Source organism: uncultured Meiothermus sp. (genome assembly GCF_937863175.1).
In the GTDB taxonomy this organism is placed as follows: domain Bacteria; phylum Deinococcota; class Deinococci; order Deinococcales; family Thermaceae; genus Meiothermus.
On the sequence record NZ_CALMCQ010000405.1, the window covers coordinates 1 to 19,581 of the forward strand.

A 19,581-nucleotide genomic window follows, 5' to 3' on the forward strand; every position below is an offset into this window, starting at 1 on the left:
TCCAGGATTCAAAAGGTAGCCTCGGGGTCTCCGGGTTGGAGGATGATCTTTTTGAATCCGGTATAAGAGCGGTTTTCAGAAAGAAAGCAACACTCTCCTTGTAAGAAAGAGCTTTACAGAGCTTATAGTGGTTCTTTGCGTTCTGCCGCTTGAGCACCGCCGTATTTTGAGGTGAATAAATTTCGTCCACCGAATTTGCATATTTAGGTGATGGTCACGCTGAAACTGTTGTTAATCGAGCCGTAGGTATTGGTTTCGGCTTTCGCTCGAAGGGACGCGGATCGAGACGAGTGGGCTACGCCGATTTAGCGCTGGGTGGAGCCCCTGGGGCGTAGCACCGCGTACTGCTGAATCTGGTGGGGCTCTACCTGTGGTCGCTCCAAAAGTTTCACCAGCAGCCCCGTGGCCAGCTCACCCAGTTTGCGGCTGGGGATCTCCATATGGGTCAGAGAGGGTGAGAGATGTGCAGCCAGGGGGTGGTTGCCGAAGGCCGCTACCGCTACCTCCTCCGGTACCTTCACCCCCAGCGTTTTGAGCGCAGCTATCAATCCGATGGCCACCAGATCGTTGTAGCAGACTACGGCATCGGGGAAGGGCTGGGCTGTCCAGAACAGGGCGCTTGCCTGCTCGCCCCCCAGCAGATCGGGGGAAGTGAGGGGAAGCACCTGGGGGGTCAGGCCAGCCTGCTCGAGAGCATCCCGGTAGCCTCGTTCGCGTTCCTGGTTGACCCAAAAGGCCGGGCCTGCCAGGTACGCCACGTTCCTGCGACCCTGGGCGACCAGGTAGCTGGCGATCTGGAGGGAGGCGGCGTACTCGTCTACCGTGACCGAGGGTACGCCAGCGATACGCCGCCCGATGGTCACGATGGGCTGCTCGGGGGCGTGTAGGGCAGCAATCTCGGCGTCCGAGAGCCTCGAGCCCGCCAGGATCAGCCCGTCGGTGCGGGCACGGAGGCTCGAGATGAGCTGCTGCTCGCGCTGGGGGTTCTCCTCAGCGTCAACCAACAGGACGGTATAATTTTTCTCCGAGGCGATCCGGCCTGCGCCCTTGACCAGCGCGGTGAAATGAGGGTTCAAAATGTCCAGTATTACCATCCCCAGTGCCCAGGAGCGTCCTGTGCTGAGCACCTGTGCATGCGGGCTGGCCTGGTAGCCCAGCTTAGAAACCGCTTTCCAAATTCGGATCTCCGTCTGAGAACCCATGCGCTGAATACCATTCAGTACCTTTGAAACTGTACTCGGGGAGACTCCAGCCTCCTGTGCAACCTCGAATATTCGAACTCGTTTCCGCATGTTTCCATTATACCTACCGCCTTCTAGCTCGGGCTATTCACGTACAGCAAAGTATCTCCGGGTTAGGAATTTTGCTGTATGCGCAGGGGGCTGACAACGGAGCCGCGCCGAAGCGACCCGCAAAATTGCCTCCTGTAAATTAAGCCATAACCGAAATTTCCAGGGTGTGCTCACCAGGAATGCAGGCTCTCGTGGCAAAAGAACTTCTTGCTACTTGACAAGGCGTGGTTCGGTCAGTCATGATTTAGAAAGCGGTTTCTAAAAGCAGGCGTAGCTAAGTTTTGATTGGGCGGTGTTGTGTCTCATGAATAAACTACAGCCCTTTTCCCAGTGGCCGAGTGAGTTCCACCTCGATCTGCTGTCTCCCTCTGCGGCGCGTGTAACCCTGGGCCATACAAAGCACCGGGGCGTACTGGGCAGCCTCGAGACCCTGCCCTGGCTGCACCGCGAGGACAAGAGTGCCAAGGGAGGCTTTCTATCAGTCCACTGGCAGTCCCAACCCCTGGCGTTTAGCTGGCTCTACAAAGGTCAAGCCATCTTGCAGGATCATCCCCAGACTGCCTACCGCCTGACCCCATCCGGAATCCGACACACCCGAGTACAGCAACCCACCGAGCAGTACTTTGGCCTTGGAGAGATTAGCGGGGTTTTGCAGCGGAACAGCCGACGTTTCCGCCTCGAGCCACGCGATGCCTGCAACTACGACGCGGAGTTTTCCGATCCCCTGTACAAACACATCCCGCTCTATCTCACCCGCCACTCCGAGAATTGCTGGAGCGCCCTGCTGTACGATCAGCCCCATCCCATGGTGTTTGACTTCGGATGTGAGCGACACCACTACCACGGGTTGTATACCTATACCAGTATTGAGCAAGCTGATTTTGTGCGTTACTTGATATTTGCTGCGGATGGGCTCCCTGAGCTTATCCAGGAGCTGACCCGCCTGATTGGCAGACCAGAACTACCCCCGCGTTGGAGCCTGGGCTACCTGGCCTCAGGGATGGCTTACACCGATGCTCCAGACCCAGTAAAGGCCTTGCAAGACTTCGCCAACAGACTGCACGAAGAACAGATTCCTTGCGATGGTTTCCATTTGAGTAGCGGCTATACGCTGCATGGAGGCAACCGCTATGTGTTTCACTGGAACCGTCAAACCATTCCCGACCCTGACGGCCTGGTTGCCGGTCTAAAGGCTCGAGGTCTGCGGGTCATTGCCAATGTCAAACCCGCTCTCTTGCAGAATCATCCCGCTTACACCGAACTTGCGGACAAGGGCTGCTTTATCCGCAATCAAGATCTACGCAGCTTGGTAGCATCGTTCTGGGGCGGCCAGGCTTCCTGGCTGGATTTTACCAATCCCGATGCGCGCGCCTGGTGGCAGAAAAACATACAAAAGGAACTTCTTGACCGGGGGATCGAGGGTATCTGGAACGACAACAACGAGTTTGCTTTCGAAGAGGCTGCGCTCAATGCCTGGGGAGAGGCCACCTTTCCCAGCGAACAGATTTATAGCATGGCCACGGCTTCGTATGAAGCTCAGGCTGGATACGGCCCTTACCAAGACAAACGTCCTTTTCTGGTATCTCGCTCTGCCTCACTTGGGGTGCAAAAGCTAGCCCAGACCTGGAGCGGGGATAATACCAGCTCCTGGAAAAGTCTGAGGTTTTGCAGCCCCATTTCGCTGGGCCTGGGCCTTAGCGGCTTTGCCCATAATGGTCATGATGTGGGCGGCTTCTTTGGCGATCCGCCCAGCCCCGAACTTTTCCTTCGGTGGACCCAGCAGGCTGTGGCCTATCCGCGTTTTTCCATACACTCCTGGAAAGAGCCGCCTACCGAGCCCTGGAGTTTTCTCGAGGTGTACGAGGGGGTGAAGCGGGCTATTCACTTGCGTTACCGCCTGCTTCCCTATTTGTACTCGCTGGTGTGGCTACACAGCCAGACTGGTGCTCCAATACACCGCCCGCTGATCTACGAGTTTGCCGAGCTCTGGGAAGATCCGGGCTTTCACTCAATGCTGGGGCCATTTCTCCTGTTCCCCATGTTGGGTGAGCCCGGCCTGAGACATATTTCACTCAACCTGCCGGAGGGCTGGTACGACTGGCACAGCCGCGATTACCACCAGGGTCATTTTGAGTATCCAGCCCCGCTGCACCAGGTACCGGTGTTGGTGCGCACCGGTTCCATTATCCCCCTGGGTCCGGTAATGCCTTCCATCTCGCCAGAGTACGACACCTCTCGCGAGGTTCTTCTTTTCCCCCACAAAGGAGAGGGGAGTTCTAGCTTCACTCTTTATGAAGACGATGGAGAGACCCTGGCCTATCGTCAAGGAGAGTATAAGCAGATTACGTTCATTATGAATTCCAGGCCTGATCAGGTGCAAATAGAGGTACTGGTTTCAGGGGAATACCCCCTGCCCTATTCTCGACTGGAGGTGAAAATTGCCACCGATGACCCTCGCCCCCTAAAGGTTCGTTCTAGCTTCAAGACAATCCAGCAAGACCATCGTGCCATGATCTTCAACACGATGTACTGAAGCTAGAGTTGAAAGGTTTTTGTAGCCAACCCGTGTCGCGATATTGCGAATTTGTGTCCCGCACGCCACTCAGCTTACCAGGGCACCAGAGACTCAGAGGCTTTGTCAACCAAGGAGGAAAAATGAAAAAAATCGTTTTCTGGCTGTTCGTTGTGTTAGTAAGCAGCATAGTGCTTGCAAGAGGTGAAATTCAGGTAGTCTGGTTCACCGAGGCCCCCACAGAACAGGCGATCTTCGAGCGCTACGTCAAAATGTACGAGGAGGCCAACCCTGGAACCAGGGTCGAGGTAACCTATGTGCCTTTCCAACAGCTAACCCAGAAGCTTCAATTAATGGTAGCGGGTAACACTCCACCTGACGTAGCCAGAGTGGTCACCGCCAACATTGCAGAGTTCGATCGAGTGGCTCTGGATCTCTCCACTTTTGTGGACTCAACCAGTTTTTTAAATCAATTCCTCCCGTCTCAAGTTCCCTTTGTCAGGCGCGGCTCGCGGATAATTGGCGCACCCCTTGACGTAACGGCAAATGGAATTTTTTACAACAAAGACTGCTTTGCGGAGGCTGGTATCCGGGTTCCGACCAACAGTCTCAACGTATGGACTTGGGAGCAGTGGCGCGAAGCCCTGAACAGGGTGCGCAACAACAGCAAATGCAGGTTTGCCCTTAGCTACGACTTCACCACCCATCGCTTTAGCACCCTGCTCTACGCAGCGGGTGGACGCTTCATTGATGATAGCGGAAAACAGTTTGTGGTTGACAGTCAAAACAGCCTGCGTGCCCTGACCTTTTTCAGCGAACTGTTCCGGGATGGATTTATTCCCAGGGGCCAGTGGCTTTCCAACGATGACCCCAGTACCCTGTTCCGCAGTGGTTTGTCTGCGATGTACATGTCTGGAAACTGGAACCTGGCTCAGTTTGCCCAAATTAGTGGCTTTAGGTGGGGTGTAATGCCACTACCCCGCGACAGAATTCGTAGTACCGTACCCGGCGGAAAGTTTGTTATGGGCTTCAGGGAAAGCAAGAACCCCGCAGGTGCGGCCAGGTTTATTCAGTGGATTACCAGTAAAGAGATCAATCTTCCCTTTTCCAGAGATAACATGGTGCTCTCGGCCCGCAGGGATGCCAAAGGCATGAAGTATGGTCAGTTTGATGATGCCATTGCAGTTTTTCAATCCGATCTGAGCGTCACCCCCGCCTATGTGGGTAGGGACTGGTCCAACCCAGCGATGGCGCGGCTCAATACCTTTATTCGGGGAGAGATTGTCAAAGTACTCTTGGGCCAGCAAACCCCAAAACAGGCCCTGGAAGCCATTCAGGCAGAAGGTAATCGATTGTTGCGTTAGCTGGGCCTGTACTGTATTCCGGGTCGAGGTAAGTGCGATGGGCTCATCGTTGAACATCGCACCCTGCCTTGGCCCGGCTCATCCATTAGCGCGGTTTGATGATTTTTCTGTTCCGATCTGGTGTGCAAGCAGACCGCAATAAGTCAGAGATCAAGCCCGTGGTCTGGTATAGGAACAGAACCGGCCTATGGGGTTGACCAGCTACGAGTTCAGTCTATTCCTTCTGCGGACTGCGCGGGCTTGAGGGGCGGGTGATGATTGTGGGATACAGGTTTAGCAAGAAAGTCATACCTTACCTATTTGTTGCACCCAACACCCTTATTTTTGGCGTATTCGTCATATTACCCATGTTTTATGGGCTGCTGTACTCCTTTTATGAGGGTACTTTTATTGAGGGATTGGAAAGGTTTACCGGTCTCGAGAATTACCAAAGGCTTCTGCGAGATCAAGCCTTTATATCCTCGCTTGTTCATACATTTGCTTATGTGGTGGCGGTAGTTTCCCTTGTGGTGATGTTCAGCCTGATGCTGGCACTGGCTCTGCGGGCAAGCAGCATGGGCTCGGCGCTAGCACGCATCGGTTTCTACCTACCGGTGATCTTATCCCCGGTGGTAGTTGGAGTGGCCTGGCGATGGATGTTTAGTAGCGACCTTGGAGTCATCAACGGAGTTCTGGTCAGTATGGGTCACTCCCCTATCCCCTGGCTCACCGACATAAACTGGGCCAGGGCAGTTGTGGTACTTGCCAGTGTCTGGGCTATGACGGGCTTTTACATGGTCATTTTCATTGGCGGCCTTAACACCATACCCAGCGAGCTCTACCAGGCGGCAGAAGTGGATGGTGCGAACTCTACCCAGCAGTTCTGGAAAATTACCCTACCCTTACTGGCGCCCACCACGCTTCTGGTCACTATCCTGGCCACCATCAACTCCTTCAAGGCTTTCGAAATCATCCTGGTACTCACCAACGGAGGCCCCGGTGATGCTACCCGGCTCCTGGTACAAAACATCTATCAGACTGCATTTGATGCATCAAATCCAACCTACGCAAGCGCCCAGTCAGTGGTGTTATTTAGCGTCCTGATGCTTCTGACTTTTTGGCAGCTTCGCATCACTCGGGAGGACTAGTCCATGTTCACTACCGGCTTACGGCAGTCTACTAAGATCCAGACACGGCTGAGGCGCTACCTTCGCGAGGGATTGGTGTTGCTGTTAGCGTTCTTTTTCTTGATACCAGTAATCTGGGTGGTGCTTTCATCTTTCAAGCCAAATGCCGAACTTTTCCTGATTCCCCCATCCGTTCTCCCCAAAGAACCAACGCTAGAAAACTATCAGAGCGCCTTGACGGTGGGCAACTTTGCTAATTATACCTGGAACAGTTTTTTTGTAGCCACCATGAGCACCCTGATAGCATTGTTGACCAACTCCATGGCGGCCTTTGCTCTGGCGAAGTACCGTTTTGTGGGCAGGCAGGCCTTATTTTTACTGACCCTGGCAACGATCATGATTCCGCTGCAAGTCATCATGGTACCCATTTTCCTGGTGTTGCGTAATCTTGGTCTGACCGATACCTTGTGGGGGATCATCATTCCCCCCGCAGCCACACCCACAGGGGTGTTTCTACTGCGCCAGTACATGCTCAGCATTCCCGACGAGATTCTCGAGTCGGCCCGTATTGATGGTGCGAGTGAGTGGGCTATCTACTGGAGAATTATTCTTCCATTGAGTATTCCGGCTCTGGCGACACTGGCTATCTTTAGTTTTACCTGGCGCTGGAACGACTTTATCTGGCCGTTTATCGTCATCTCGAGTGAGCAAAACGCCACCCTTCAACTGGCCCTGGCGAGGCTGGTGGGGCAGTTTGGAGTGGACTGGAGTACACTGCTGGCCGCTACGACAATCACACTGCTACCCATGCTGATCGTTTTCCTTCTATTGCAACGCTATTTCTTGGGCAATCTGATGGCCGGGAGTGTGAAAGGATGAGCAGCTTGCTGGAAGGCCACCGGGCGGTGGTGACGGGCGGGAGCGGGGTGCTGGGGCGGGCGATGGCAATGGCTTTGGCGGAAGATGGGGCAACGGTGTACCTGGGTGCCCGCAGTCCGGAGTCGGCTCGCAAGGCCCTCGAGGCCGCCCTTGCCGGCTGCCCGCACTGGGAAGTCTTATCGTCCCGCGTGAGACCACTGATCTTCGACGTGCTGGACGCAGGCTCGCTGAAAGAAGCCGCCACCCTGGTCGAGCTCGAAGGTGGGGCCGATATCCTGGTGAACGCGGCAGGCGGCAACCACCCAGCAGCTTCTACAGCCCCCGACCGCGACTTTTTCGCAATGGACTTGGGCGCCGTCGAGGAGGTGATGGACCTCAACTTCCACGGTATGCTCCGCACCACCCAGGCTTTCGCTGCGGGGATGGCGGGGCGGGGACAGGGGAGCATCATCAACATCACCAGCATGGCGGCGGTACGCCCGCTGACCAAAGTGGTGGGCTACAGCGCCTCCAAGGCTGCTGTGGTCAACTTCACCCAGTGGTTGGCGGTTCACCTGGCGCAAAACCACGGCGTGGGGCTGCGGGTCAACGCGATTGCACCGGGGTTCTTCCTTGCCGAGCAGAACCGCTACCTCATGTTTCGTGAAGATGGCAGCCTTACCGAGCGGGCGCAGACCATCCTGGCTCACACCCCGCAAAACCGGTTTGGCGCGCCCGAGGATTTGCTCAGCACCCTCCGCTGGCTGGTGCATCCGGGTAGCAGGTTCATTACCGGCACCGTGATTCCGGTAGATGGCGGCTTTAGCGCCTTTGGAGGTGTGTGATGGGCTGGGATGTGCCCGAAACCTTCCTCTTCGACCCCGAACCACTTGTGCGGGCGACAGCCCTCGAGCTTTACAACCAGACCAAAGCCCTGGGCCTGATCTGCCCCCACGGGCACGTGGCTCCTGGTTTGTTGGCCGAACCCAATGCGCGGTTTCTCCACCCTACAGACTTGCTGATCCGCTTCGACCACTACATTTTTCGGTTGCTCCATTCGCAGGGTATCGCCCTGGAAAGTCTGGGCGTGGGCGTTCCTGAGGGCGAGTACGACCCCCTGGGGGCCTGGGAGATCTTCTGCCAGCACTTCCACCTCTTCGATGGCACGCCAACGGGCCTGTGGCTACGCCTCGAGCTCATCCAACTGTTCGGTGTAAACGAAAAACCCAGTGCGCGGAACGCTGCAGATCTTTACGCACAAATTCAAGCAGCCCTGGATACACCTGCTTTTACCCCTCGAGCCCTGTTCAAAAAATTCAGGGTCGAGGTTCTCGCCACCACCGACGCACCCGAGGAAGACATCAGCCTGCACTTCAAAGCTCAACGGGATGGCTACAGGGTCATCCCGACCTTCCGCCCCGACGGCTTGTTGCAGGTCTTACGGCCCGACTGGAAGGAGCGGTTGAGTCGCTTTGAAACGGTGAGCAACCGCAGCATCGAGACCTATACCGATCTGCTCGAGGCGCTGAAAGTGCGCCGCCAAGAGTTCAAAAAAGCCGGGGCTGCCGCTACCGACCACAGCGCCGCCAACGTAAGGATTGAACCCTTGCCCGAGGCCGGGGCCGAGCAGTTGTTCGCCTTGGCCCTGAAGGGCAAGATCAACCCCGAGCAGGCCGAGCAGCTCGAGGCCCACGCCCTCTTCGACCAGGCCCGTCTGAGCGCTGAGGAGGACGGCCTGGTGATGCAGCTTCACCTGGGTGTGACCCGCAACCACAATCGTCATCTCTTCGAGCGGTTGGGCGGCGACATGGGCGCAGACATCCCCCACGCCGTGGACTGGACCCGGGGCTTGCAACCGCTGCTAAGCGAGTTCGGCAACCCATCACAGGGCAGGGGCCTCAGCCTGGTTCTCTTCACCCTGGACGAGAGCACCTACAGCCGGGAACTGGCCCCCATCGCGGGGCACTACCCTGGCGTGCGACTGGGTGCGCCGTGGTGGTACTTCGACAGTGTACTGGGGATGGAGCGCTACCTCGACGCGGTGAGCGAGACTGCCACCCTGTACAACACCGCCGGGTTCAACGACGATACCCGCGCCTTTGCCAGCATCCCCGCCCGCCACGAGGTCTGGCGGCGCGTGGTAGCCAACTGGCTGGCTCGCAAGGTGCATCGAGAAATCTTCGACCTGGAGGAAGCCTCGAGGCTGCTGCGCCTCTGCTCCTACGACCTGGCGGCAAAGGCGTATGGGCTCGAGATCAAGAGCAGGCTGATAGCCGATAGCGGATAGCCCCACATAACCTTAAAGTTGTCATTCTAGGAGGCGCTGTTTGCCGGCCAAGAATCTCTCGCCGCCCACACTCGCCAGTTCAATGTTGCAGGAAGCTGTCCCTACCAGCGGAAAATGGATGAGTCTGACGCTGCCCGTAGATTCTTCGCTACACCATCCCATTGAGTTGCGGGGCGGTGCGGCAGTGGCGACGTCACGCCCAGAATGACTACGGTTAAGCAAGGCGAGTTTTGGAGCCTCGAGCCCGCAGCAACGTCATACCAATCCGTCCAGAGTCGAAGCATAATTGAGGTGTCATGAAGGGACTGCTTGCCCAGGCTCAGTCAGCGCCCGGTCAGTTGCTGAGCACCGATACCATTCGCCAAACCCTTAGCGCCCTGGAGGGTCGCTTTACCCGGCAAAAGGTGCTGGTCTTGATTCCCGACCATACCCGTACCTTGCCGCTGCCGCTGCTTTTCCGCTTGCTGGTTGAGGTTTTACACGATACGGCCCAGCTCGACTTTATGATCGCGCTGGGTACGCATCCAGCGCTCGACGAGACCCAGATGTTCAGGCTACTAGGCCTGGGTGCCGAAGAACGGCATGGGGCTTTTGCCCGCGTGGGCCTGCGCAACCACGAGTGGCAGAATCCCACCGCGCTGCAAACCATCGCGGTGATCCCCCAGGAACGGGTTAAGGCCATTGCGGGTGGGTACTGGCATCCCACCCTGGGCGGCGATGTCCAGGTACGGCTGAACAAAGCTGCGCTCGAGGCCGAGCAAATCATCATTCTTGGCCCCACTTTCCCCCACGAGGTGGTGGGGTTTTCCGGTGGTGCCAAGTATCTTTTCCCCGGCATCAGCGGCCCCGAGATGATTGATGTGACCCACTGGCTGGGCGCACTGGCAGGTGTCCGGGGCACCATCGGCATCAAAGACACCCCGGTTCGAGCCCTCATCCATGAAGCTGCCCAGCAGGTTCCCACCCCCATCACCCTGATCTCGCTGGTGGTACAGGGTAGTGGAATCTCCGGCATTTTTGTGGGCGACCACCTCTCGGCCTGGGAAGCTGCCGCCAACCTCTCCAAGGAAGTCCACATCGTCTGGGTAGACCGTCCGTTCAAACTGGTACTGTCGTGTGCGCCCCCCATATACGACGAACTCTGGACGGCAGGCAAAGCCATGTACAAGCTCGATCCGGCCCTGGCAGATGGGGGTGAACTGATCATCTACGCCCCCCACCTCGAGACGGTAAGCCTTGCCCACGGCAAGTACATCTATGAAATCGGCTACCACTCCGTCCCCTACTTCCTGGGCCAGTGGGAGCGCTTCGCTCACCTTCCACTGGGGGTGATCGCCCATAGCACCCATGTGAGGGGAGGTGGAACCTGGGTTAATGGCCAGGAGCACCCCAGGGTCAAAGTCACCCTGGCCAGCCGTATCAGCCCCGAGGACTGTGCAACGTTGAATCTGGGCTACCTCGACCCGGACACCCTCAACCCGGAAGACTTCGCCCACAAGGAGGAGGAAGGAGTTTTGCTGGTACGCAAGGCGGGCGAGACGCTGTACCGGGTGAAGGAGGGGGCATGAGCACGACTAAGGTCAAACTCGAGTTCCACACCATCAGCCAGCGCTTACAGTCCTTGATGCTGCCAACTGTAGATGTGGTGGTGGGCATTGCCCGAGGCGGCATCGTGCCCGCCAGCATGGTCGCCCACCAGCTGGGTGTTCCACTGGTGCTGCTGCACCTTAACTACCGCGACGACCACCACAAACCCCATCGTCCCCAGCCCCAGTTGCTCAAGCCTCTCAATTTCGACCCCACCGGGAAGCACATCCTGCTGGTAGATGATGTAAGCGTGACGGGGGCAACGCTACAGGTCGCCCAGGCGTATCTGAAAGGGGCCACCCTCACCACCCTCACCCTCAAAGGCAGAGCCGATTGGGTACTTTTCCCGGAGATACGCGAATGCGTGGACTGGCCCTGGAGCACCCCATGAAGACCCGCATCGTCCTGGTGATGGGGGTGTCGGGCTCGGGGAAGACCACCCTTGGGACTGCTTTAGCCCAGCAACTGGGCTGGGCTTTTGCCGATGCCGATGAGTATCATCCCCAGTCCAACCGCGACAAGATGGCCCAGGGTGAACCCCTCACCGACGCCGACCGCCAACCCTGGCTGCTGCGCCTGCGGGCCTTAATCGAGCGGCATCTATCCGAAGACCGGCCGCTGGTGCTGGCCTGCTCGGCGCTCAAGGAAAGCTACCGAGCCACCTTGAGCGATGGCCTCGAGGGAATCCAGATCGTTTTCCTGCACGGCAGCCCCCAAATCATCGCCCATCGGATGGAGCTGCGGCAGCACTATATGCCGGTAAGCCTGTTGGAGAGCCAGCTAAAGACCCTCGAGCCCCCCGTCCAGGCCATCCAGATTGATATCGCGCAGCCGCTCGAGGACAGTTTGCGCGAAGTACTACTGCATATCTACCACCCCGAACCGGAGTAGAGAAATGCAGAGGGTTGGCATAGCTCAGCATGCCAGGAGTAGGCTATAGCCATATGAGGCCGGTCAGTATTGGCATGGATCTGGGTACCAGTGGACTCAAGGCCATTGGGGTCACGGCAGAGGGGCAGACCGTTGCGGAGGCCAGCGTATCCTATCCCCTACTAACCCCCAGGCCCGGCTGGACAGAGCAAAATCCCTCGGACTGGGTAGAGGCCGCCCACCGTGTGCTGGGCGGGCTGGCCCAGAAACTGCGGCAGGGAACCTGGGAACCGGTAGCGATCGGGCTTTCAGGCCAGATGCACGGAGCTACCTTTTTGGACAAGCAGGGTGAGGTTGTGCGCCCGGCCCCGCTCTGGAACGACCAGCGTACCGCACAGGCCTGTGCTGAAATCGAGGCAACCGTTCCGCGCCGAGACCTCATCCAGCGCACCGGTAATCCGGCGGTTACGGGCTTTCAGCTTCCCAAGCTGGTCTGGCTGCGACAGGCCGAACCGGATCACTATGCCCGAACAGCCCACCTGCTGCTGCCCAAAGATTATCTGGCCTACGCTTTGACCGGTCAGATGGCAACCGAACCGTCGGACGCATCGGGAACTGGCATCCTTAATCTAGGCTCGCAGGACTGGGATACCGAGATTGTTCAAGCCCTGCAGTTGAATCCGGCGCTGTTTCCCCAGGTCATTCCTTCGCATGGGGTGGTTGGGGCTCTTAAGGCAGAATGGGCCCAGGCCACAGGCTTACCCCAAGGGTTGCCGGTGGTGGCAGGAGCCGGGGACAATGCAGGAGCCGCCATTGGACTGGGTCTTTCCAGTGCGCGCCCCGGACTGGGCAGCCTGAGCCTCGGCACCAGCGGGGTGATCTTTATGCCCACCCAGCAGCCCACCCCCGATCCCGAAGGCCGCATCCACCTGTTTTGCCATGCGGACGGTGGCTATCACTTCCTGGGGGTGACCCTGGCAGCGGCAGGCAGTTTGCAGTGGTATCGGGATAAGCTGGCTCCGGGCGTAGGTTTTGAGAAGTTGATGCAGGAAGCTGAAAGCATCGCACCCGGCAGTGATGGGGTGGTCTTCATGCCCTATCTGGCTGGGGAACGTAGCCCCCACCTTGACCCCGATCTGCGCGGAGCCTGGCTGGGACTGAGCCTGGCGCACGGACGTGGGCATCTGACGAGGGCCCTGCTCGAGGGAGTAGCGCTGAGTTTGCGGGATGTGCTGGAAGTAATGAAGCCCCTGGTCAGGATGGACAAACTGCTGGCCACCGGCGGGGGAGCCCGCTCCGATTTCTGGCTTTCGGTGGTGGGCGGTACGCTGGCCCTGCCACTGGCCCGCACCGCTATCGAGGAGGGCCCGGCCCGTGGAGCCGCCATTCTGGGGCTGGTCGGGGCTGGCCTGTATGCGAACGTTGCCGAAGCCATTAGAGCCACCGCTCCACCGGATTTCGAAGTCGGAATAGCAACCCTGAACACCGACCCCTTGCAAGAACGCTATCGCAAGGGGCTCCGAGCTGTTCAAGGTTTCAAACCGGGGGAGTAACCTGGTGCGTGACGGAAGCATTATGCCACAGCTAAAGAAATGCTAAACTGTATGGGTTGGTATTTCCACTAGCATTGAGGCGAACACTGGCGGGTATTGAACCCAACTAAGGGCTTATGGAGCACCACTTGACCTTGAGAACCGCACAAACCCAACCCAATCAGGTTAAAATGCCCTTTATCGGAATCCCATACGCCTGTTCGGGTGGCCTTGCATAGTGGTGTGACGATGCGCAGTCTTATTTTAGCCTTCGTATTGGCGCTTGCACCGCTGCCCAATCTCCCCTTTATTCCTTCCGGGAGTGAGATACGGGTGGTGTCTCCCGACTTGCTCACCGTGTATGTGGTCTGGCAGGTGGATGAACGTAACCTGGTTTTACAAAGCAAACTGCCCGCACCGGCCAATCGGGAGGTTCGGGTGCTGTTCCGGGTGGATGGGGGCTACCGTGCCCCGTACAATGGAATCACCACCCCCAGGGGTGATATCGCACTGATGATCCAGGGCGAACGTGTTAGTCTGAACGAGCTTTTGACCCGCACATACCGTCTGAACCTGCCCAATGGGCGTGTCTTGCCGGAGGTTCGATGAAACGTATTCTGCTGATTGAAGACGACCCTGAAATTGCCCACCTCCTGCAGCTCGAGCTTGGCGAGGCTGGCTACACCGTAGACTGGGCCTCGGGAGGAATGTCGGGCCTGGTACGCCTGCGTGAAGCGGTGCCCGACCTGGTGATTCTCGACCTGGGCTTGCCCGATCTGGATGGAGGCGAGGTAGCCCGCCGCATTCGGGCGGGTTACGAGGTACCCATCATCGTCCTGACGGCTGCCGATGCGGTCGAGCGCAAGGTCAGTCTGCTCTCCGACGGGGCCGATGATTACATTGTCAAACCCTTCCATCCCGCCGAACTCATGGCCCGCATCCAGGTGCAGTTGCGCCACCGCGAGGGGGGCGAACAGGTCAGTGTGGGCGGGCTGGAAGTGCATCTCGCCAAACGGCAGGTGCTCTACGATGGGCAGGAGTTGCGTCTGTCGCCCAAGGAATTCGAGTTGCTGTCGCTCCTGGTAAGCCGCGCCGGCAAGGTCTTTAGCCGCCAGGAAATCGAGGAGCATCTGTGGGGACGCCAGCTCGAGCGCGACTCCAACGTGGTAGATGTGCACATTGCCAACCTGCGCTCCAAGTTGCGCGAAGCCGGGGCCTACGGTTACTTGCGCACTGTGCGCGGCGTGGGTTATGCCCTGCGCCAGCGCGAAGCGGAGTAGGCGCCTTCGGCGCGTCGAGGATCCAGCCTCTAGCTGCAGCAGTCCCGCTTTCGACCTTGCTTTAGCGCGGTTCGCTTTAGCGCATGACCTTAGGCGTTTGCTTATGTCCTTCCGTACGCGACTGATCCTGGCCTATACGATCCTGTGGGTGCTAATTCTTGCCCTGACCCTGACAATTGCGGTCTACAGCATCAACTTTGGCCTCTACGGGCAGGTCGAGCGCACCCTGTTGCGCTATGTAAACGAGGTGGCCCAGCTCTATGCCTCGGGCCGTGCAGGGGAGATCAGTCTGCCTCGCTCCGGCCCCGTGAACGTAAGCTTTTATAGTTCGGGCGGACAGCTCCTGATTGCGCCCACACCCGACTTTGAACAGAAAGTGCCCAAAAACTTTATCCGCGCCGCCAGCAGCACCGCCAAACCCTACTATGCCCCCAATTTTATGGCGGCCTACCAGGAAATCCCGGGCGCAGTAGTGGCAGTCAGCCAGGACACCCGCTACATTGAAAGCATCTCGACCACGGTACGAAATACCCTGATCCAGGGCATGGCCTTTCTGCTACCCCTGGGAGCCCTTCTGATTGTGCTGGCGGCCCGTCTCTCGCTGATCCCGCTGCACCGGGCGGCCTCGGAGGTAGATAAGCGCGGCCCGCGCAACCTCGAGCCCATTGTCTACACCGGCCCCAAAGACGACCTGGGCGTGATGGTGGAACGGGTCAACGAGCTGCTGGCAGAGCTGCAGGAAGCCCGTGACCGCGAACGGGCTTTTCTGGCCGAGGTTTCACACGAACTCCGAACCCCCCTTACCTCGCTGAATGGCTACCTCGAGCGCCTCAGCCGCAACCCTGGCGATACCGAGATGCTCGAGCGCTCTCGCAAAATCGCGACGCACACTGCGCGTATGGTGCAAGACTTGCTGGCCCTGGCCCGTGGCGAGGCCGAGCGCAGTGTCAACGCTCACATCATCAATCTGGGCGACCTGCTGCGCCAGGCCGTGGGTGAGTATCCGGGGGTGATTCTCAAAATGCCCCCCGAATTCCCCGAGGTCTTGGGCGACCCAGACCGCTTGCTGCAACTGGCCCGCAATCTCATTGCCAACGCAATACGGGCCGCAGGAACACCGGAAAAAGTGCAGGTGCGGGTCTGGATGGTCAAAGAACCCACCGACAACCCTCCCGACCCCTACGAATCCGCCGACGAGGCCCGGGTCACCTCCACCCCCGAGATGAAACCCCCCAAGCAGCCCTGGGCCGCCTTTGCCATTGTGGATCGGGGGCCTGGTATCACACCCGAAATACTGCCCCGGCTGTTCACCCGATTTGCCCGGGGTCCCGAGGGCGGCACCGGGCTGGGCCTGGCCATCGCCAAACAAATCGCCGAGGCCCATGGCGGCGAAATTCGCGTGGCCAGCCGGCCCGGCGAGACCCGCTTCACAGTATTTTTGCCGCTGCTGATGGACGAAGAGTAATTTGCGCTCTTGTACAAACTTTCGTATGCTTTCGATATGCCCTCCCTCGAGGCCACCTTTCGCCACCAGGAAATTCTGGAGGTGCTGCGGCGCGACGGTCAGGCCCATGTGACCCGGCTGGCCGACCATTTCGGGGTTTCCACGGTTACCATCCGCACCGATCTGGACTACCTCGAGCGGCAGAAGTTGCTGCGCAGAACCAGGGGCGGAGCACTGCCCACCGAGACCAAACGGTTCGAGCTGCCGTTAGAAGCCACCCGCCAGGTACATGCGAGGGAGAAAGAAAGCATTGGACGCTTTAGCGCTGGGCTGGTGCATGACGGCGAAACCATCATTCTGGATGTGGGCAGCACTGCCACCGAGCTGGCCAAGGCCCTATCGCCCTTGCTCAGAAACGTGGTGGTCATCACCAGCGGCCTCAACATTGCCTTGCTGCTGGAGTCCCACCCCGGCATCACGGTCATCGTCACCGGCGGCACCCTGCGGCCGTTGCAGCACTCGCTGGTGAACCCCTATGGCTCGCTGCTGCTGCAAGAAATCAACGCTGACAAAGCCTTCATTGGTTGCAATGGGGTGCATCCCGATAAAGGCTTCACCAACACCAACCTGCACGAGGCCGAGATCAAGCGGGCCATGATCGAGGCGGCCCGCGAAACCATCGTGCTGGCCGACCACAGTAAGATCATGCAGGTCGCCGCTGCCCGTATTGGGCCCCTGGAGGCCGCCCACCTCCTCATCACCGACCGCAAGGCCAAAAACGAAGACCTCGAGCTGCTGCGAAAAAGAGGGCTCGAGGTAGTCCAGGCCGCTCGAGATTCGTGAATACATTCGAAACCTTGCGAAAGTATCCAAAACTATTGACAAGCCTTTGGGCCCACCGGTAGACTCGCCCTGAACCTTAACGGGGAAATGAATCGCTCCGACGAAAACGAGTCAGGACTGCTCTGCCCCAAGCGCTGGAGCCCCGGAAAAGGCTGGCATTCAAAAGGAGGATCACCATGAAGCGTCTTTTGGTTTTAGGTGCGGCCCTGGCCCTGACAGCGGCCTCGGCCCAAATGCAGGGCAATCCCAACCTGCGCGGCGAAATTACCATCTGGAGCTGGGACGTTGCGGCCAAGGCTCTGGAGGCTAACATCCCCGGCTTCAACCGCCTCTTCCCCAACGTCAGGGTTACGGTGCAGGACATTGGCAACCAGGCCACCTACGACCGGGGTCTGGCGGGCTGTGCTGCGGGTGGCGGCGATCTGCCCGACATATACTCCATCGAAAACAACGAGGCCGAGGTGTTCTGGGCACGTTTCCCCAACTGCTTCACGGACATGAACACCCTGCAACCCGCAGCCAGCACCTTCCGCACCCAGTTCCCCGCCTTCAAGTGGACAGAACTTACCGTGGGCAATCGGATTTTCGCCATGCCCTGGGACTCCGGCCCGGTGGTGATGTTCTATCGGCGCGACATCTATAGTCAGGCTGGGGTCAACCCCGCCACCATCCGCACCTGGGACGACTTCATCGCTGCAGGCCGCCGCATCGCCCAGGCCACCAACAACCGCGTAAAGGTTGGAGCGATCGCCAATGGTCAGGACGATGAGTGGTTCCGTATGCTGGCCAACCAGAACGGCTGCTTCTACTTCAACAACGAAGGCAACGCCGTTACGGTAAACCAGCCGGGCTGCGTGACCGCCCTCGAGACGGTCAAGAAGCTGATTGACGCCGGTATCGTGATGCAGGGCGGCTGGAACGAGCAGATCCAGGGCTTCAAGGCTGGCACCGTAGCGACCAGTATGTTCGGGGCCTGGTACGAAGGCACCATCCGCTCCAACGCCCCCGACCAGAGCGGCAGGTGGGGGGTTTTCTCGATGCCTGCCTCCCGTGCTGGTGGCATCCGCGCCGCAAACCTGGGGGGATCCGCGCTGGCCATTCCGGCCTCTTCACGCAATAAGGAAGCCGCCTGGGCATTCGTCCGCTATGCCCTGGGCACCACCGAAGGCCAGGTGACCATGCTCAGGGAATTCGGGCTGGTGCCCTCGCTGCTGGCCGCTACCCGCGACCCCTACGTGGCCCAACCGCAAGCCTTCTGGGGCAATCAGCGCATCTGGCAGCAGATTCTGGGCACCCTGGGCAGTGTACCTGCTGCCCGTGGCACCCAGTTCTTTCAGGAGGCCCGCGCGATCATGATCAGAACCCAGGCCGAGTTTGTCGCCGGACGCTACCCCAGCGCCAAAGCAGCTTTGGATGCGGCGGCCCAGCAAATCTCGAGGGCCACTGGCCTGCCCATCGCACGCTAGTACCCTTTGTTGGGGTGGGGGCAGCCTCACCCCAACACTTTTGAGTGCATCACAAAAGCAGATCAACTTTTAGAGCATCCGGTGAGGCGTAGCATGCCACCTACCCTTCACTTGTGGAGAACGCGTGAAACGTAACGCGACCCCCTATCTGTTTCTACTCCCCTACCTGGCGATTTTTGCCTTGTTCTGGGCCTGGCCGATTTTCGAGTCACTGCTGCTTTCTTTTCAGAATACGCGGGTTTATCCACCCGTCTGGAACCTGAGCATCAACTGGGGCCGCATCCTGGGCGATGCGGCCTTCTGGGACGCACTGCGCAACACCCTGCTGATTCTGATCATCCAGGTGCCCCTCATGCTGGCCCTGGCTACTGCACTTGCTCTGGCCTTGAACTCCCAATTACTGCGTGCCAGGGGGTTTTTCCGCTTTGCCTTTTTTGCTCCGGTGGTGGTGGGGGCGGTGGCCTACTCGGCGGTATTTCGTTTGCTGTTCAATCAGAACGGTGCGGTAAACGCGGCCACGGGCCTCGAGCTCAACTGGATTTTCGACCCTTCCGGCGCCATGACGGTCATCATCCTGACCCTCACCTGGCGCTGGACCGGCTACAACGCCATCATCATCCTGGCAGGGCTGCAAAGCATACCCAAAGATATCTACGAGGCCGCCGAGATTGACGGGGCCAGCCCCTGGCAGCAGTTCTGGCGCATAACCGTGCCGAGCCTGCGCCCGGTGCTGCTGTTCTGCCTGGTGCTCTCGATTATTGGCACTTTGCAGCTCTTCACCGAGCCCTGGCTAATCACCAACGGTGGCCCCGGCACTGCCACCACCACCCTGGGAGTCTATCTCTACCGCCAGGGCTTCCAGAACATCAACTTCGGCTACGCCTCCACCATTGCCTACGTCATCACCCTGCTGGCGCTGATTTTTTCGGTTATCCAGCTCCGGCTGTTCGGGAGGGATAGATGAGCCCATTTACCAAACCAGGCAACCGGAGAGGGCTATGAAGCGGCGTCTGTTCTGGCGCAGTTTATGGCTGCACCTTTTTCTAACCCCGCTGGCCCTGTTGTGGCTGGCCCCGCTGTGGCTGATGTTCGTCTTCTCGACCCACCCCGAGGTCGCCATCTTCCGCACCCCCACCCCGG

Annotated in this window: 18 protein-coding genes; 16 read left to right on the top strand and 2 right to left on the bottom strand. The window is 58.7% G+C overall.

Annotated features, from left to right (window positions below):
* Both Q0288_RS15225 and Q0288_RS15230 read right to left on the bottom strand, forming a co-directional pair.
* Positions 1–190: hypothetical protein (locus Q0288_RS15225; RefSeq protein WP_299432231.1), on the bottom strand; the 190-nt coding region annotated here is incomplete at its 3' end.
* A 115-nt stretch (positions 191–305) separates the two neighbouring features.
* Positions 306–1,292, bottom strand: a complete 987-nt coding sequence (locus tag Q0288_RS15230) for a LacI family DNA-binding transcriptional regulator (protein ID WP_299432234.1) — start codon at positions 1,290–1,292, stop codon at positions 306–308.
* A 304-nt stretch (positions 1,293–1,596) separates the two neighbouring features.
* Between Q0288_RS15230 and Q0288_RS15235 the strand changes: the two genes are divergently transcribed.
* From Q0288_RS15235 to Q0288_RS15310, 16 genes are all read left to right on the top strand, one after another.
* Entirely contained in the window at positions 1,597–3,825 is a 2,229-nt protein-coding gene (locus Q0288_RS15235) for a TIM-barrel domain-containing protein (RefSeq protein ID WP_299432237.1), read from the top strand.
* A 122-nt stretch (positions 3,826–3,947) separates the two neighbouring features.
* Positions 3,948–5,168, top strand: coding sequence for a sugar ABC transporter substrate-binding protein (locus tag Q0288_RS15240; RefSeq protein ID WP_299432240.1), 1,221 nt, complete (start codon positions 3,948–3,950; stop codon positions 5,166–5,168).
* Between the two features lie 488 nt (positions 5,169–5,656).
* Positions 5,657–6,295: a carbohydrate ABC transporter permease gene (locus tag Q0288_RS15245; RefSeq protein ID WP_299432243.1), complete on the top strand. Its 639-nt coding sequence runs from the start codon at positions 5,657–5,659 to the stop codon at positions 6,293–6,295.
* Between the two features lie 267 nt (positions 6,296–6,562).
* Complete coding sequence (locus Q0288_RS15250) at positions 6,563–7,153, top strand: carbohydrate ABC transporter permease (protein ID WP_299432246.1); 591 nt, start codon at positions 6,563–6,565, stop codon at positions 7,151–7,153.
* Positions 7,150–7,977: an SDR family NAD(P)-dependent oxidoreductase gene (locus Q0288_RS15255; protein WP_299432249.1), complete on the top strand. Its 828-nt coding sequence runs from the start codon at positions 7,150–7,152 to the stop codon at positions 7,975–7,977. Before Q0288_RS15250 ends, Q0288_RS15255 begins: the two co-directional genes overlap by 4 nt.
* A complete protein-coding gene (gene uxaC / locus Q0288_RS15260) occupies positions 7,977–9,419 on the top strand; it encodes a glucuronate isomerase (RefSeq protein ID WP_299432252.1) in 1,443 nt (480 codons plus the stop codon). Before Q0288_RS15255 ends, uxaC begins: the two co-directional genes overlap by 1 nt.
* A gap of 296 nt (positions 9,420–9,715) precedes the next feature.
* On the top strand, positions 9,716–10,987 hold the full coding sequence (locus Q0288_RS15265) for a lactate racemase domain-containing protein (RefSeq protein ID WP_299432255.1): 1,272 nt from the start codon (positions 9,716–9,718) through the stop codon (positions 10,985–10,987).
* Positions 10,984–11,397: a phosphoribosyltransferase gene (locus tag Q0288_RS15270; protein WP_299432258.1), complete on the top strand. Its 414-nt coding sequence runs from the start codon at positions 10,984–10,986 to the stop codon at positions 11,395–11,397. Before Q0288_RS15265 ends, Q0288_RS15270 begins: the two co-directional genes overlap by 4 nt.
* Positions 11,367–11,897, top strand: coding sequence for a gluconokinase (locus Q0288_RS15275; protein ID WP_299432261.1), 531 nt, complete (start codon positions 11,367–11,369; stop codon positions 11,895–11,897). The genes Q0288_RS15270 and Q0288_RS15275 overlap by 31 nt, the downstream gene beginning before the upstream one ends.
* Positions 11,898–11,950: 53 nt before the next feature.
* Positions 11,951–13,429: a xylulokinase gene (xylB, locus tag Q0288_RS15280; RefSeq protein WP_299432263.1), complete on the top strand. Its 1,479-nt coding sequence runs from the start codon at positions 11,951–11,953 to the stop codon at positions 13,427–13,429.
* A gap of 228 nt (positions 13,430–13,657) precedes the next feature.
* Positions 13,658–14,017, top strand: a complete 360-nt coding sequence (locus Q0288_RS15285) for a hypothetical protein (protein ID WP_299432265.1) — start codon at positions 13,658–13,660, stop codon at positions 14,015–14,017.
* Positions 14,014–14,688: a response regulator transcription factor gene (locus Q0288_RS15290; protein WP_299432267.1), complete on the top strand. Its 675-nt coding sequence runs from the start codon at positions 14,014–14,016 to the stop codon at positions 14,686–14,688. The genes Q0288_RS15285 and Q0288_RS15290 overlap by 4 nt, the downstream gene beginning before the upstream one ends.
* 103 nt (positions 14,689–14,791) lie before the next feature.
* Positions 14,792–16,153, top strand: a complete 1,362-nt coding sequence (locus tag Q0288_RS15295) for a HAMP domain-containing sensor histidine kinase (RefSeq protein WP_299432269.1) — start codon at positions 14,792–14,794, stop codon at positions 16,151–16,153.
* A gap of 36 nt (positions 16,154–16,189) precedes the next feature.
* A complete protein-coding gene (locus Q0288_RS15300) occupies positions 16,190–16,975 on the top strand; it encodes a DeoR/GlpR family DNA-binding transcription regulator (protein WP_299432271.1) in 786 nt (261 codons plus the stop codon).
* Positions 16,976–17,151: 176 nt separating this feature from the next.
* The gene (locus tag Q0288_RS15305) at positions 17,152–18,441 is read left to right on the top strand and encodes an extracellular solute-binding protein (protein WP_299432273.1); all 1,290 of its coding nucleotides are present in this window, start codon (positions 17,152–17,154) and stop codon (positions 18,439–18,441) included.
* A gap of 124 nt (positions 18,442–18,565) precedes the next feature.
* Entirely contained in the window at positions 18,566–19,405 is an 840-nt protein-coding gene (locus Q0288_RS15310; RefSeq protein WP_299432276.1) for a carbohydrate ABC transporter permease, read from the top strand.
* Positions 19,406–19,581: the final 176 nt, after the last annotated feature.